Genomic DNA, 13,684 nt, shown 5'->3' with positions numbered 1-13,684 from the left:
AGTAGGGTACAAAAAGGAAAGGAGTATCGCCGATGAAGAACAATACAGCGGCCGAAAGGCTCAGGATTGCAAGGAAGAATGCTGGTTTTAAGAGCGCTCAGCACGCCGCGCGGGCCCTCGGAAAAAATCCGGTAACGTACACAGCGCATGAAAATGGCGGTCGCCAATTCGATACGAATGACGCGCTGTTATACGCTGCGAAGTTTAATGTTCCTCCGGAGCACCTTCTGCTCGGGGATGAACAACAACCGGGGATCGAATTCGAGGATAGCTCTTGGCCGACAAACGGCACCCCGGAACTCGATCCGCTGGTTGATGTTGACGACCTCCCGAATGAGCGTGGTGTCGCGCCGGGCGCGGTAGCGATTGCGCGATGGCAACTGCCGGAGGACTTTCTGGCCGGGATGCTACGGGTAAAACCGGCGCACGCGTGGGTGTTCACCTATCAGAGCGATTCTCAGTTCGATCCGAGCCAGCCGGGGCTTGCGACCACAATCCAACCTGGCGACCGCGTCATCATCGATGCCAGCGACCGCCGCCCTTCACCGCCGGGATTGTTCCTCGTTCATGACGGCACCGGGCTCGTCATCAATCATCTGGAGGTCACGCACTCGATGACTGACCGCAAAGCCGAAGGAACGATTCGCGTAAGTTCCCGCAATCCGCAATACGCAACCTATGAGGTATCCCCGTCCTATCTTCGTATTGTTGGACGGGTCAAAGGAAAGATCGGCCGGCTATGAGTGAAGGACAACCCACAATGGAGAGATGATGCACAACGTATCGTCTCTCCTATACACCTATAGTTTCCGTTAAACCCTTATTGTTGAATGTATATTCTTAAAGTCTTACCGATGGAGAGCTTAGAGCTTAGACATAGGAGGACTAAGCCCCGTGCTTCAAAAGCATCCGGGGTTAGCTCCCAAGTCTAGGTGACCTTACCGACCGAGCCGCTCGTCACATAGACCTGACGATCGCACCCAGCGCCGTCAGTTTCTCGCACTTCTTCGTCACCCCTGGGCGGGTAACGGCGACAAGCCCTTCGAGATTTCGGAGTGGGCCTTCCATTCTGTCGCGCCCGATGGTATGGAAAATACGCTGATACAGCGCGGGATCGCCATCGTCATTCAACCTTCCGATCCCTTATAACCCCGGCCTTTGCCCAGGCCGGGGTTTTCGTTTTTATGCTCCGTCGATACGCATCGCGTCAACTGCTGAATTTTTTATTCATTTCGTATTGACCTGTATCGATACGCTATGTATCGTCTTCATCGTGGTTGATGAAATCGGTGGTTCGAAGCATGGGCATAGCTTCTGAAAAACCAGTGGCAGAGAAGCAGGCGATCATCGCTGCATTTGCAGCATGGCACGCCGGGAAATCCCTGACCGCTGAGCAGCAGCGCCTCATTGATGAGGCGGGCGTTGCGACCCTGCGACGCCAGTTCGGGCACTACTTCTCGGCCGCCTGAGAACAAGCAACAAGATAGGACAGTTCATGAAGATCATCGGTTTCCAGGCCGAGGCGATCAAGCGCATCCGTGCGGTCAAAATTGACCCGAAGGGCAACGTGATCGAACTCACCGGCAAGAACGAGCAGGGTAAATCCTCCATCCTCGATTCCATCTGGTGGTGCTTCTCCGGGAAGAAGCCCATCGACAAGGATCCGATCCGGGCGGGCGAGGAGAAGGCTACCATCCAGATCAAGCTCGGCGACAACGGCGTCGAGAAATACACCGTCACCCGTCGGTTCAAGCGGAAGCCCGATGGCGACTTCACGACCTCCCTCGTCGTTGAGGGCGAAGATGGGTTCCGGGCATCCGATCCGCAGGACGTGCTCAACAAGCTGATCGGCGCCCTCTCCTTCGATCCCGTCGCGTTCTCGCGCATGAAGCCCGCGGACCAGATCATGGCGCTCCGGGGCCTCGTTCCGGACTTCGATTTCGAAGCTCACGACAAGCAGAACCAGGCCGACTTCCAGAAGCGGCAGGGCATCAACCGGATCATCCGCGACAATGAAGGCAGGCTCGAAAGCCTGAAATTCCCGGATGACACGCCGGACCAGCCCATCAGCTTGTCCGACCTCATGGCCGAGATGCAGGAAGGGATCGACAAGAACAAGTTGGTCGAGCGCTTCCACGCCACCACCAGCAAGCTTACGGCGGACGTCGACTTCGCGAAGGAAAGCGCGGACGCGCAGCAGCGGCAGGTGGCTGACCTCGCAGAAAAGCTGGAGACAGCACGACGCATCCTGCAGGAAAAGCGCGGCCACATCGAGGAAGCGGAAGGGGCGCTTGCCGCTCACCTTGAGCAGGCGGCGCCGGAGACAGTCGATATCGACGCCATCCGCGACCGAACCACGAGCGTCGAGGCCGTCAACGCCAATGTGCGGCGAAAGATCGAGGCGCGAGAAACCCGCGACGAAATCAAGGTGCTCACCGAGGAATCGCAGGAGCTTTCCGACGCGATCACCAAGCGCACCAATGAGGCCCGCGCCGCCATCGCGAAGGCGGACCTCGCTCTCGAAGGTCTCGAATTAACGGAGACCGACGTTCTGCTCGACGGCCACCCGTTCGCGCAGGCCTCGGATGCTCGCCGGCTCAGGGCTTCGATCGCCGTCGCCGCCGCCGCGAACCCGAGCCTCCGTGTGCTTCGTGTCCGCGACGGCTCGATCCTTGACAGCGAGGCGTGGCAGGCGCTCTCGGCCTTCGCCGACGAGAAGGACATGCAGATCTGGGTCGAGACCGTCGAATCCTCCCGCCCCACTGCCATCGTTATCGAAGACGGCATGGTCGCGGCGCACCGCGAAGCAGCGGAGTAGGCGCCATGCAGATCATCGGCAACACCGACAAGGGCTACCTCATCTCAGCAACCGAGGACGAGCTAGCCATCGCTACCGGCCACACCAATACCTACTCCGAGGGCTGGCGGAAATTCAAACGCGCCATCCCGGCATCGGATACCGCGCGCCTGCCCATCGGCACGGTCCTGAATGTCCAGGGTGTCTTCCGCTACAACGCCTCCATCGCCGCGCACGCCGACAAGGCTCGCGAATGCTCCTCGACGCTCCGCGCGCTCGCCGATCTCATCGATCGCACGACACCGGACGCGGTTATTCCGCCGGAGCCTGCCGGCGAAGAGACGGAGGCCTGAGCGATGAAGGTCACGACCGAATGGTTCAACCAATGCCGCTTCGCCGAGGAGATCAGCGCCCTTTTCCGCGCTGGTCGAGGCGACTGGGCGCCGCCGCGCGAGATCGATGCCCTCGAGCCGAATGCGGACATGCAGGTGACCGTGGTTACCGACGGCGACCGCATGATCGGCTTCGGCGTCCACTATGAGGCACCGCAGTGGCACTGCGAGTTTCTCTACCTGCTCTACGTGAAGCCGGAAGCCCGTCGTCAGGGCATCGGCAGCCTCATCGTCTCGCGTTGCGCGGAGATCGCCCGACAGAAGGGGCACACCTCCGTCAAGCTCGGCACGATGCCCACCAACGACCGGATGCACGCGCTCATGGCGCGGGCCGGCGCCACCCAGTTCGCCATCTATTATCAACTTTCAGCGTGAGGACAGCCATGCGCGGAATCCATCTCGACATGTACCGGAAGGAGGACGGCTCGTATTGCCTCCCCGACGGTATCTATTTCGGCCTGGCCGAAGACATCTACCACTCCGATAAGGCCCTCGGCTCGACGTCCATCAAGGGCCTCGCGACGAAACCGTACAAGTGGCAGCGCGATCGCATCCGCCCGAAGGATACGGAGCGCGAGCCGGAGCACCTGAAGTGGGGCCGCGCCTTCCATTGCCGCGTGCTGGAAGGCAAGGGAGAGTTCGACGAGCGGTATGCCGAACCTCCGTCTCCGGCCGACTACCCCTACCCCGCCTACTTCCACAATTCCGACCAGATCCGCGCCTTTCTCAAGGAACACGGGATGAAGGTGAGCGGCTCCAAGGCTGAGGTTTTCGCCCGCGCCCAGGAGATCGATGGTTGCCCGCGGCTCTTCGACGACGTGGTCAGCGCCTGGTGGGACGCCCACCCGAAGCACGAGGATGTCTCCAAGGCGCAGTTGATCGAGATCGAGGACGCCGTCTCCAATATGGCGCGCGACCCATCCCTGTCGGCCGTGATGACGGCAGGATCTTTGATCGACGGCGCGGCAGAACTTTCGATCTTCTACACCGACGAGCGCGGTATCCGGCGCAAGGCACGCCTCGACTACGCCATCCCCATGACCGGTGGCCGCCCTTACTCGATGGTGGTCGACCTGAAATCCTTCACGACGTTCCGCTCCGGTACCGACGAGGAAGGTGGCGTTCGCAAGGTATACGACGAATTCTATGACGTGCAGGCTGGCTACTATCGCGATGCGATCGACGCGGCCCGCCTCCTCGCAGCGAACGGGCAGGTCTTCGGTGACTGCGAGGACGGATTCCTCCGTGATTTCCTCGGTGCCCCCAAGCACGCGTTCATGTGGGTGTGGGTGATGATGCGCCGCGACAACGGGATGATCCCCGTCATCCTCGCCACCGACATCTACAGCGCGCTGATCAACCACGGCAACGACATCGCCCGTGCTGCGCTCGACACCTACCACCACCACGTCACCACCCAGGGCGCCGACCAACTGTGGACGCCGGCGCCGAAGGTGCCACGCCTGCTCGATGCCCAGTCCCTGCCCTCCTACAATCGCGGAGCCACCTATGAGCAACCAGCCGACCGCTGACGCAGCTGCGATGCTCGACGAGTTCAGGGACGACCTTACGTCCCTCCTCGCCGACAGCGGCCTTTCCTTCGACCGCCTGCGGTCTACCTTCATGATCGCCGTCCAGCAGGAGCCGGATATCCTGAAATGCACGCCGGAAAGCATCCGCCGTGAAATTTCGAAGTGTGCCGCGGATGGCCTGGTGCCGGACAGCAAGGAAGCGGTGTTGCTGGCCTACTTCGAGACCGACCGTAAAACAAACGAGAAGCGCTACGTCGCCAACTACCAGCCGATGGTCTACGGCATCATCAAACGGATGCGCGAGCTAGGCGGTGTATTCCAGATCGTTTGCCGCCTTGTCAGGGAGAACGACGATTTCGTTCTCGACGAGGCCAACCCGGATTCGCTTTCACACAAGTCGAAGCCGTTCGCGAGCAAGGAGACCCGGGGGCCGGTCGTTGGCGGCTACGTCATCTTCCGCGACGAACACCTCCGTGTGATGCACCTCGAAACGATGTCGGCTGAGGACTTCGACCAGGTGAGGGAGGCGTCCAAGGCCCCGAACTCGCCAGCGTGGACGAAGTGGGAGGACGAGATGAAGAAGAAAGCTGTGCTCCGGCGCGGCTCGAAATACATCTCAATCGACAACGATAAGATCCGCCGCCTGCTCGAGCGCCAGGACTCGATGTTCGATTTCCAGAACAATCCGCGTCAGGTCGAGCGTTTCAATCCATTCGCCGCTGGCACAATCGAAGGCACCGGCATGGCGGCGCTGCCTTCTAGTGGCCAGCAGCCGATGGAGAAGATCGTCGGTAAGCCTGAAGCGGACTTCGCTCAGACCACCTCCGACAAACGCGAGCACCCGAAGCTGCATGCGAGGCCCGACGCCTCCCCCCGGAAGGACGACCAGAAGAAGCCCCTCGCCGACAAACCGGACACATTGCCTGACGTCATGATCCCGCCGAAGGACATCGACCTTCTGACGGAAGCCGCCTCCAAAATTCTTGGCGTTGCCACGGACGAAGGCCGAGGCCCGGAAGATCGCAGGGCGAACCTTAAGCAGGTCGCGGTGAACTGGCAGGAGGCGATACCGGATCATGCCAGGGATTTCGTAAGGGCCCTCATCGCAGCCGTAGACTGGACGATCCAGCGTGACAGCCTGAGCCTTCCGTGGGCGACGGAGCTTTCCCTCACCATCCACGAGGCAAAGGAAGCGCTCGGCGTCGATAAGCTCGACCTCGCAAAATACCCGGCTCCCGAATCAACCGTACAGTCCGACGCATGAGCAGAAGGGCCGCCGGCGCGGCCCTTCCACCCCACTACCTTTGAGGATTTAACGTGGCACAGGTTTTCCATGTGGTCGACTTCGAGACCACTGACTTCGACAAGGCCAGGCTCGCCGGCAAACCGGCTGAGGTTTGCGAGACCGGCATCACGATTGTTCAGGACGGCGAAGCATCAGCGGCCATCAGCTGGTTCGTCAACCCAGGGCACCCTATCCCGCCGCAAGCGCGCGCCATCCACCACATCAGTGACGCCGATGTCGCTGGCGCAATATCACCGGTGGAGAACGCTCGTCTTCTCGTAGAGAAATCCCGCGGGCTCAACAGCATGCTCGTCGCGCACCATGCCAAATTCGAGATGGCGTTCCTCGACGCGCCAGGGCGCAAGTGGATCTGCACCAAGACGTGCGCCCAGCACCTGTGGCCCGAAGCGCCGGGATATTCGAACCAGTGCCTCCGCTACTGGCTGGACCTTGACGGCCGTGGGCTTGTTGATCCTCGGCAGGCCATGCCAGTGCACCGCGCCGGCCCCGACACCCACGTCACTGCCGGCATTCTGCTCTGCCTGCTCCGCGAGCGCTCCGCAGATGACCTGCACCGCCTCACCTTCGAGCCTGTGATCCAGAAGCGCGTCCTCTTCGGAGGCGAGCATCATGGTCGCCTGTGGTCCGAGCTCGATACCGGCCTTCTAGAATGGGTATTGAAGAAGGAATTCGACGAAGAAACCAAGGCGACGGCCCGCCATTGGCTCGCAATTCACAGGAGCAAAACGACGGTTTTCTAAAATCTTAGCCCTTAATCTTAACAAACGAATTCTCGCCAAACTGTCCCAAAACGGCATCACGATTTGTTTGGGTGCATTGACCAGCCGTGAACCACGACGCTCAACTGCCGCAACCGGTGAGCAACTGGGAGGGCTGCACAAAACGATCAATACGTGCGTGCGGTGGCAAGTGGTGAGTATTTCAGGAAAGAGAAAAATGAAGAAATACAAGGCAATTAGCGTGAGCTACTCGAACATCGGCGAAACGTCCCATTTCATCGCGGAGGAACGTGTCACCGAGGAAGAGGTTCGCGCCGGCAACGACGAGGGGGTCGTCTGCCAAGTCCTTGATCTGAGCCTTATCGGCACAATGCTCAGCGCATTGAACGGGCACCATGGGCACGACACGGACAGTCAGAAAGAAAATCCCTGACCGCATCAAGCTCGAGGTCGCCCTCCGCCGCATGGGCTTGAAAATCGAGGAGGTGCAGTTCGATCACAATCCGGCGCTCGGTTTGCGCCGGATCGACCCGGTAACGGGGGAAACGATCCCCCCGGCCAACGATCCAGACTTCATCGACATGCTCGTCCACGAGACCGAGCACAAGCCAAAGACCTACGGTCCAGGCGGCGAGAAGAGGATCACGACAGCGGGCGGCGACATCCACGCAATCGCGAAGATGAAGCGGCTCGAAAAACAGCAAGCGGAATTCCGGCGCCGGTTAACGGCAAAGCAATCGTGCGAAGCCCCCGATCCGGACGGGGGCAAGAGCGGGAAGCCGAAGTCGAAATGGCCGACGCGGCCCTTCCCGAAACGGAGACCAACGGAATGAAATCGATCCACATCGAAAAGGTGGCCCATAGCAGCATCGTGGGTTCGTCGCTCATGGTGAAGGACGGCCCGGCCGGCCGGTGCATCGCGGTCCTCAAGATCATGAACGCCGATGGCAAGGACGAGGAAATCGCTCAGGCGGTCGCCGGTCTGTCGAGGCCGATGATCACCCCCGCGGAAACCGCGCTCCTCAACAAGCTATCGGACGCGGCTCGTGACTTTTCAAATCTCCCCGGACGTCATTCCGATGATGCGGAGTTTGAACGGAAAATCAGCCGGCTACAGGACATGGTACTGGCGCGCGTCGGTTTCCGCGCGACTGGATGGCCGGCATGAGCACCCAGGACGCGAAGGCATGGGTATCCGCTCGAATGCTTCGGCTCTCCATCCACCCCTATCTCGATCACTACCTGCACCGCAAAAAGGAATATGAGGCGGCATTGCGCGAATGGCGAGAGGCGGCCCCGAAAAGGGTCCGGTATATGCCGCCCGCATCCCTTCCGTTCCACGATGTACGCATCGTCGACGCGCTGTGCGGCGTAGCTGAAAATGACCGCGTGCTGATCAGCGCCAGCCAACTCCACCTCTGCCAGCGTCTTTCGCCGCACATGGTGGACGAGGCTATTACCAAGCTGAACATTGCTGCTTTCGATGCGCGCGAAGAGGCCGCTCGTGAACGTGCGCTCTTCAACCTACAGCGGAAGCGCGTGGCAGCCGCAAAAGCGAAGTGGGTATTGATAACCTTCCTGCTCGTCATGGCCGCCACCCTACTCGTTCTACGCACCGACCCGACGATCGTCTGGAGTTCAACGCGATGAAAGCACCAGTCACCAAACCACTCGACCGCTCAGAGCTTGAGAAATGCTTCTTCTGCGAGAAGGGAATGATGCACGGCGGCGACATCCACTTCTACGAGGTCACCGTCGGCCAATGCATTGTTGACCTGCCAGCGGTCCAGCAGCAGGCCGGCATGGACATGTTGATGGGGCACCCTGCCCTCGGCATGGCGCTCTCCCCGGTGACCAGGGTCGCTCATAGGATGCCGACCAAACGTGCGCTGATATGCGCCGGCTGCGCGCTGGAACCACAGGTCATCCCTCTTGTGCTGGAGGATGAATGATGGCGCTCGCACCACTTTGCCCGAAATGCGGCGGCAACGGCCACGAGGGGCACACGTTCGTCGCGACCGAGTGGACCGCAGATGATGCGGCTCGGCACGGCTACGACCCCGAGCGTACCAGCGCAGCCGTGTTCCGCTGCCAGGGGTGCGGCCATTGGTTCCCTCTGTACCATTGGAACCCCGAGACGCCCGGGATTGTCCACACCGGCCTGTTCGACGAAGAGGGCCGCCCCCACGACCCCTTGCATTCTTCAGGCACCACACCATGAAGCGGTCCGTATTGCGCCAGAAGGACGCGGAACGCCTTATCAAAGCCGCCGAGAACCAAGGCGCCATCGTGCAGATCGATCTGACCACGTTGGTAGCGACCGTTTTTCCGGCAGCCCGCGGGACGAAACCTGTTGACTTTTCGGTGAAGCCGGTTGGCATCCTCTCCCAGGGCAATCTCGCCCCTGATGGAAAGGAAAACTGGGATGAGGACTGATAGGCCCGGCTACCAAAGCCGGAAAAACAAGGATGGGACAGCCGTCCATTACTGGAGCCCGAAGAGGGCTATAAAGGGGGCTCCCGATTATCTGAGCACTCGCCGGCTTGAAGATGGCTTGACCGATGAACAGATCGCGGAGGAGTGCCAACGGTTAACGCAGCTTCTCCGCGACGACCTCCGTAAACTCGGGGCATCACCGACCTACGACGGAACGATCAAATCCCTTATTGATCTGTACCGGACCGACAAGACGAGTAGCATCCACCGGGTCAAGCACTCAACGCGGATCCGCGACTATGAACCTAGCCTCAGAATCTTGGTGGATGCCGTAGGCGGCCGACGTATCGACGCCCTACGAGCCTCCGACTTCATTCGCTGGTTCGAGCAATGGCGCAAGAAAGGCCACAGGCGGGCGTCTGGCGCGATCAAGCTCCTCAGGGTAGTGATCTCCTACGGAGCCGGAGAAAAGCTTCACGGGTGCGCGGACGCTCGTTTGATACTGTCTGACATGCGGTTCGAGCAGCCAATGCCGCGGAAGGTCGCCATGACCTACGAGCAGTGCCTCGCGATCGTTCGCAAGAGCGCAGAACTGGAGTGCCCTTCCATCGGCTTCGTCGAAGCCCTGAAATTCGAATCGGCACTGCGCCGCATCGACGTGATTGGTGAATGGCAACCAACTCCGGACGGCGGCCCATTCCGTTGGCGCGGCATGACGGTCGGCGACATCTCCAAAGACATGATCCTCAAGGTCACGACGAGCAAGACTGGCGTCGACGCCGCTCGCGACCTGAAGCTTATGCCGCTGGTTCAGGAAGCATTGAAGGCCTACTCGATCCCTCAGATCGGCCCAGTCGTCATCGACGAAAACACCGGGCAGCCATACTGGGAGAATCGCTACACGGAAAAATTCCGCATCGTGCGGGATAAGGCGGGAGTTCCTGCACATGTGTGGTCGATGGATTCGCGAGCCGGCGCGGTATCAGAAACCGTCGAAGCAACCGGATCGTTGGAAGCCGCTCGTGATTTGGCGACTCACACCACTACGAAGACGACCCGACGCTACAGCCGGGGCGATGGCCTTGAGGCAAGCAGGAAGGTTGCCGAGGCGCGCGCTGAAAAGCGCAAGTGACATGACGTGACACGAGTGACACGCCGTTTTTCCAAGTAATTGAAAGTATTGGAGCGGGTAGCGGGAATCGAACCCGCGTATTCAGCTTGGAAGGCTGCTGCTCTACCATTGAGCTATACCCGCGGGGGTCTTGATCCGTGCAACGGAATGGTGGAGGGAGTTGGATTTGAACCAACGTAGGCTGAGCCAACGGATTTACAGTCCGTCCCCTTTAACCACTCGGGCATCCCTCCATATTCCGTCGGGATCAAGCGACCAGTGTCGACCGGCGGGCAGTGCCTTGTGGCCAGCGCCTTCGATCTGGCGGCGTATATGACGGGCACAAATCGTCCTGTCAACACGAGGCCACGGAAAAAATTGCGAAAAACGTCATCGTCCCCAATCGGCGGTCGGCCGGCACGGTTCGCAAGCCGCCGGCACTCCACCGGAAGCGGAGCATCCCGCCCTCCGGCCGATGTTTTTCTGTTTTTCGCCCGTCCCTTGTGCAAAACCGCTGCACACTTCGCTGCGACTTGGTCTATAAGGCCGCATGAGCAAAGACGATACCGGCGGCAAATCCGCAAAAGACACCCACTATGCCAAATTGCGCCGGGCGCATCGCGACCAGCGGCGCGAGCGCGGCGAGATTCCGACACCCCGGGACGACCGTCGTCGCAAACCGGCGGAGGGCTGGAAGGCCCCGACGGCTTCACCCGACCAGGTCTACCTCTACGGCCTGCACACGGTGCGCGCCGCGCTGGACAATCCGGAACGGAAGATCATCAAGCTTTCGGTGAGCCAGAACGCCGCCCAGCGGCTGGAGCTGCCCGATCTCTCCACCCTGCCCTATCCGGTCGAAACCGTGCTGCCGTCCGACCTAGACAAGGTGCTCGGCCCCGATGCGATCCATCAGGGCGTCATGCTGGAGACGCGTCCCCTGCCCGTCCGGCGGCTGGAAGCGCTGAAGGACAGTCCGCTGCTGCTGGTGCTCGACCAGGTGACGGACCCGCACAATGTCGGCGCCATCATGCGTTCGGCCGTCGCCTTCAATGCCGGCGCGGTCATCACGACGCAGCGCCACTCGCCGACCGAGTCGGGCGTGCTCGCCAAGACGGCCTCGGGCGCGCTGGAGCTCATTCCCTATATCCAGATCACCAACCTCGCCGACGCGCTGGACGAGCTGCACAAGCTCGGTTTCCTGACGATCGGCCTTGATTCGGAAGGTCCGGAACCGCTGGAGGGCACGCTTTCGGGCGATCGCATCGCCCTCGTCATGGGCGCGGAGGGCAAGGGCCTGCGGCAGAAGACGCGCGCCACCTGCAAGGCGCTCGCCCGGCTCGATATGCCCGGCGCGATCAAGTCGCTCAACGTCTCGAACGCCGCGGCGATCGCGCTTTACGCCACGCAGCGGCACCTTCTGGGCTGAACCGACCGCTGACAAACGAAAAGGCCCACCGGCTTTCACCGGCGGGCCTTTTGCGTTTCGAAGGGCAGCGCCTAGCTGGCAAGCTTCAGCACGCCGCGACCGTTGATGGTGCGCTCGGCTTCGGAAATCGCCTCGATCTTCGAATCGGGGCTGAGGTTCAGGCCTTCGGCACGCACCACCTCGACATCCGTGATGCCGAAGAAGCCGAGCACGACCTTCAGGTAGCTTTCCTGGTGGTCCATGGCGGCGGCCGGACCGGCGGAGTAGTGGCCGCCGCGGGTGGAGACGATGATGACCTTCTTGCCCTTGGCGAGGCCTTCCGGCCCCTCGGCCGTGTAGCGGAAGGTCTTGCCGGCGACGGCAACGCGGTCGATCCAGGCCTTCAGCTGGCTGGGCAGGGAGAAGTTGTACATGGGCACGCCGAGAATGACCGTGTCGGCCGCGAGGAACTCGTCGAGCACGATCTTGCTTTCGGCGACGTCGGCGGCGATCTGTGCGTCGAGCTCTTCCGGCTTGGCATTGGCGGCCATCAGATGCGCACCGGACAGGTGCGGCAGCGGATTGGCGACGAGATCGCGGTAGGTGATGGTGGCGGAAGGCTGTTCGGCCTTGATCTGGGCGGCAACAGCGGCCGTCAGGCGGCGGGAGACGGAATGATCGCCGAGAATGCCGGAATCGATATGGAGGATGTTCATGGATCAGCACCTTGGTTGCGGTTTGGGTGCGATACATATGTCCCGAAAACAATCACGCGATTAGACAGCAAAAATCCAATTGACTGTTTCACTGAGGAAACAATAATTCGCAAAACCGCCCGGAGACACCCATGCAGGACCTGAACGATCTCGCGCTCTACGCCGCCGTGGTGCGCCACAAGGGCTTTACCGCCGCGGCAAACGCCCTGTCCGTACCCAAGTCCAAGATCAGCAAGCGCATCGCGGCGCTGGAGGAACAGCTCGGCGTGCGCCTCATCGAGCGCTCCACCCGCAAGCTCGCCATCACCGATATCGGCCAGTCCTTCTATGAGCGCTGCGAGGCCGTGCTCTCCGGCGTGGAGGCGGCCGAGGCCGTGATCGCAGTCGCCAAGGCGGAACCGGCGGGCACCGTGCGCCTGTCGATGCCGCCGGGTTTTGCCCCCATGGTGGCCGACGTGCTGCCGGGTTTCATGAAGCGCTATCCCGGCGTCCGCCTCTCCATCCTCACCACCGGCCGCGCGGTCGATCTCATCGAGGAGCGCATCGATATCGCCCTGCGCGTGCGCGACGGCTACGACACGGACCAGTCGCTGATCGTGCGCCGCTTTGCCGGCACGCGGCGCTATCTTGCTGCAAGCCCGCGCTTTCTGGAGCAGCACGGCCCGGTCGATCTCGAGACGATCGGCCGCGTACCCACACTCTCCATGCAGGAAAACAGCCCCCGGGCGATCTGGACACTCTTTCACGAGAACGGCGAGGTACACGACGTCTCCCATTCCCCCGTGCTGCTCTGCTCGGATTTCAGCGTGCTGGAGCGGGCGACGATCGAAGGCATCGGCCTTGCCCTCTTGCCCGACATGATCGTCGAACGCGGCTTCCGCAGCGGCTTCCTGACACCGGTCCTGCCGGAATGGACCAGCGCGGAATCGACCGTGCACGCCGTTTTCACCTCGCGCCACGGCATGCTGCCGGCCGTGCGCGCCCTCATCGATCACCTCGCCGAAAACCTGCCCCGCTCGATGGTGCGCTGCCAGGAAATCATCCCCAGAACCGCCCTCGACAGCAACTGGTCGATCTGAAGCCGCCTTTTCCCTTTACAGCGGCGGAGAATATGCTAACTCCCTCGCTGAGTGCCCTTATAGCTCAGTTGGTAGAGCACCTGATTTGTAATCAGGGGGTCCCGGGTTCGAGTCCTGGTGGGGGCACCATTCGCTTTTTCAAGCATTGTTTCCGCTTCTCTTTTTGCGGTTTCCCCCAAATCGGAAAACAT

At 61.1% G+C, this 13,684-nt stretch carries 19 protein-coding genes and 3 tRNA genes; 19 read left to right on the top strand and 3 right to left on the bottom strand.

The window, feature by feature from the left end; translation table 11 throughout:
* Positions 1 to 32: 32 nt before the first annotated feature.
* The 16 genes from EXZ48_RS26450 to EXZ48_RS26380 all read left to right on the top strand — a co-directional run bounded on the left by EXZ48_RS26450 (position 33) and on the right by EXZ48_RS26380 (position 10,314).
* Positions 33 to 743 carry a LexA family transcriptional regulator gene (locus tag EXZ48_RS26450; protein WP_130519525.1) on the top strand — a complete coding sequence of 237 codons (711 nt, stop codon included), beginning with the start codon at positions 33 to 35 and terminating at the stop codon, positions 741 to 743.
* 582 nt (positions 744 to 1,325) lie between these two features.
* Positions 1,326 to 1,469 (top strand): hypothetical protein, encoded by a 144-nt coding sequence (locus EXZ48_RS35015; RefSeq protein WP_165909430.1) that lies wholly within the window; start codon positions 1,326 to 1,328, stop codon positions 1,467 to 1,469.
* 26 nt (positions 1,470 to 1,495) lie between these two features.
* Positions 1,496 to 2,818 (top strand): AAA family ATPase, encoded by a 1,323-nt coding sequence (locus EXZ48_RS26445; RefSeq protein WP_130519523.1) that lies wholly within the window; start codon positions 1,496 to 1,498, stop codon positions 2,816 to 2,818.
* A gap of 5 nt (positions 2,819 to 2,823) precedes the next feature.
* Positions 2,824 to 3,150 (top strand): hypothetical protein, encoded by a 327-nt coding sequence (locus EXZ48_RS26440; RefSeq protein WP_130519521.1) that lies wholly within the window; start codon positions 2,824 to 2,826, stop codon positions 3,148 to 3,150.
* 3 nt (positions 3,151 to 3,153) lie between these two features.
* Entirely contained in the window at positions 3,154 to 3,564 is a 411-nt protein-coding gene (locus EXZ48_RS26435) for a GNAT family N-acetyltransferase (protein WP_130519519.1), read from the top strand.
* 8 nt (positions 3,565 to 3,572) lie between these two features.
* Positions 3,573 to 4,721, top strand: coding sequence for a PD-(D/E)XK nuclease-like domain-containing protein (locus tag EXZ48_RS26430; RefSeq protein WP_130519517.1), 1,149 nt, complete (start codon positions 3,573 to 3,575; stop codon positions 4,719 to 4,721).
* Positions 4,699 to 5,985, top strand: a complete 1,287-nt coding sequence (locus tag EXZ48_RS26425; RefSeq protein WP_165909429.1) for a RecT family recombinase — start codon at positions 4,699 to 4,701, stop codon at positions 5,983 to 5,985. The genes EXZ48_RS26430 and EXZ48_RS26425 overlap by 23 nt, the downstream gene beginning before the upstream one ends.
* Before the next feature lie 53 nt (positions 5,986 to 6,038).
* Complete coding sequence (locus EXZ48_RS26420; RefSeq protein ID WP_130519514.1) at positions 6,039 to 6,767, top strand: exonuclease domain-containing protein; 729 nt, start codon at positions 6,039 to 6,041, stop codon at positions 6,765 to 6,767.
* 196 nt (positions 6,768 to 6,963) lie between these two features.
* The gene (locus tag EXZ48_RS26415; RefSeq protein ID WP_130519512.1) at positions 6,964 to 7,179 is read left to right on the top strand and encodes a hypothetical protein; all 216 of its coding nucleotides are present in this window, start codon (positions 6,964 to 6,966) and stop codon (positions 7,177 to 7,179) included.
* Positions 7,142 to 7,579, top strand: a complete 438-nt coding sequence (locus EXZ48_RS26410) for a hypothetical protein (protein WP_130519510.1) — start codon at positions 7,142 to 7,144, stop codon at positions 7,577 to 7,579. Before EXZ48_RS26415 ends, EXZ48_RS26410 begins: the two co-directional genes overlap by 38 nt.
* Complete coding sequence (locus EXZ48_RS26405; RefSeq protein WP_130519508.1) at positions 7,576 to 7,914, top strand: hypothetical protein; 339 nt, start codon at positions 7,576 to 7,578, stop codon at positions 7,912 to 7,914. Before EXZ48_RS26410 ends, EXZ48_RS26405 begins: the two co-directional genes overlap by 4 nt.
* Positions 7,911 to 8,396 (top strand): hypothetical protein, encoded by a 486-nt coding sequence (locus EXZ48_RS26400; RefSeq protein WP_130519506.1) that lies wholly within the window; start codon positions 7,911 to 7,913, stop codon positions 8,394 to 8,396. Before EXZ48_RS26405 ends, EXZ48_RS26400 begins: the two co-directional genes overlap by 4 nt.
* Positions 8,393 to 8,698 carry a hypothetical protein gene (locus EXZ48_RS26395; RefSeq protein WP_130519504.1) on the top strand — a complete coding sequence of 102 codons (306 nt, stop codon included), beginning with the start codon at positions 8,393 to 8,395 and terminating at the stop codon, positions 8,696 to 8,698. Before EXZ48_RS26400 ends, EXZ48_RS26395 begins: the two co-directional genes overlap by 4 nt.
* Entirely contained in the window at positions 8,695 to 8,967 is a 273-nt protein-coding gene (locus EXZ48_RS26390) for a hypothetical protein (protein ID WP_130519502.1), read from the top strand. Before EXZ48_RS26395 ends, EXZ48_RS26390 begins: the two co-directional genes overlap by 4 nt.
* On the top strand, positions 8,964 to 9,182 hold the full coding sequence (locus EXZ48_RS26385; RefSeq protein ID WP_130519500.1) for a hypothetical protein: 219 nt from the start codon (positions 8,964 to 8,966) through the stop codon (positions 9,180 to 9,182). The genes EXZ48_RS26390 and EXZ48_RS26385 overlap by 4 nt, the downstream gene beginning before the upstream one ends.
* 118 nt (positions 9,183 to 9,300) lie before the next feature.
* Entirely contained in the window at positions 9,301 to 10,314 is a 1,014-nt protein-coding gene (locus EXZ48_RS26380) for a hypothetical protein (protein ID WP_130519498.1), read from the top strand.
* 49 nt (positions 10,315 to 10,363) lie between these two features.
* On the opposite strand, the gene EXZ48_RS26375 is transcribed toward EXZ48_RS26380, so the two are convergent.
* Positions 10,364 to 10,437, bottom strand: a tRNA-Gly gene (locus EXZ48_RS26375).
* Between the two features lie 25 nt (positions 10,438 to 10,462).
* A tRNA-Tyr gene (locus tag EXZ48_RS26370) sits at positions 10,463 to 10,547 on the bottom strand.
* Between the two features lie 296 nt (positions 10,548 to 10,843).
* Between EXZ48_RS26370 and rlmB the strand changes: the two genes are divergently transcribed.
* Positions 10,844 to 11,719: a 23S rRNA (guanosine(2251)-2'-O)-methyltransferase RlmB gene (gene rlmB / locus EXZ48_RS26365; protein ID WP_130519495.1), complete on the top strand. Its 876-nt coding sequence runs from the start codon at positions 10,844 to 10,846 to the stop codon at positions 11,717 to 11,719.
* A gap of 71 nt (positions 11,720 to 11,790) precedes the next feature.
* Here the strand turns inward: rlmB and EXZ48_RS26360 are convergent, their stop codons facing one another.
* Positions 11,791 to 12,414: an FMN-dependent NADH-azoreductase gene (locus EXZ48_RS26360; RefSeq protein ID WP_130519493.1), complete on the bottom strand. Its 624-nt coding sequence runs from the start codon at positions 12,412 to 12,414 to the stop codon at positions 11,791 to 11,793.
* A gap of 131 nt (positions 12,415 to 12,545) precedes the next feature.
* Between EXZ48_RS26360 and EXZ48_RS26355 the strand changes: the two genes are divergently transcribed.
* Positions 12,546 to 13,493 carry a LysR family transcriptional regulator gene (locus EXZ48_RS26355; protein WP_023514325.1) on the top strand — a complete coding sequence of 316 codons (948 nt, stop codon included), beginning with the start codon at positions 12,546 to 12,548 and terminating at the stop codon, positions 13,491 to 13,493.
* Between the two features lie 53 nt (positions 13,494 to 13,546).
* Positions 13,547 to 13,622: transfer RNA gene (locus EXZ48_RS26350), tRNA-Thr, on the top strand.
* The last annotated feature ends 62 nt before the right edge of the window (positions 13,623 to 13,684 follow it).

Origin of the sequence: Shinella sp. JR1-6 (assembly GCF_004284735.1) — a bacterium.
Lineage (GTDB): Bacteria > Pseudomonadota > Alphaproteobacteria > Rhizobiales > Rhizobiaceae > Shinella.
Note: the sequence above shows the minus strand (reverse complement) of the source record. Positions and strands in the feature narration are given on the sequence as shown.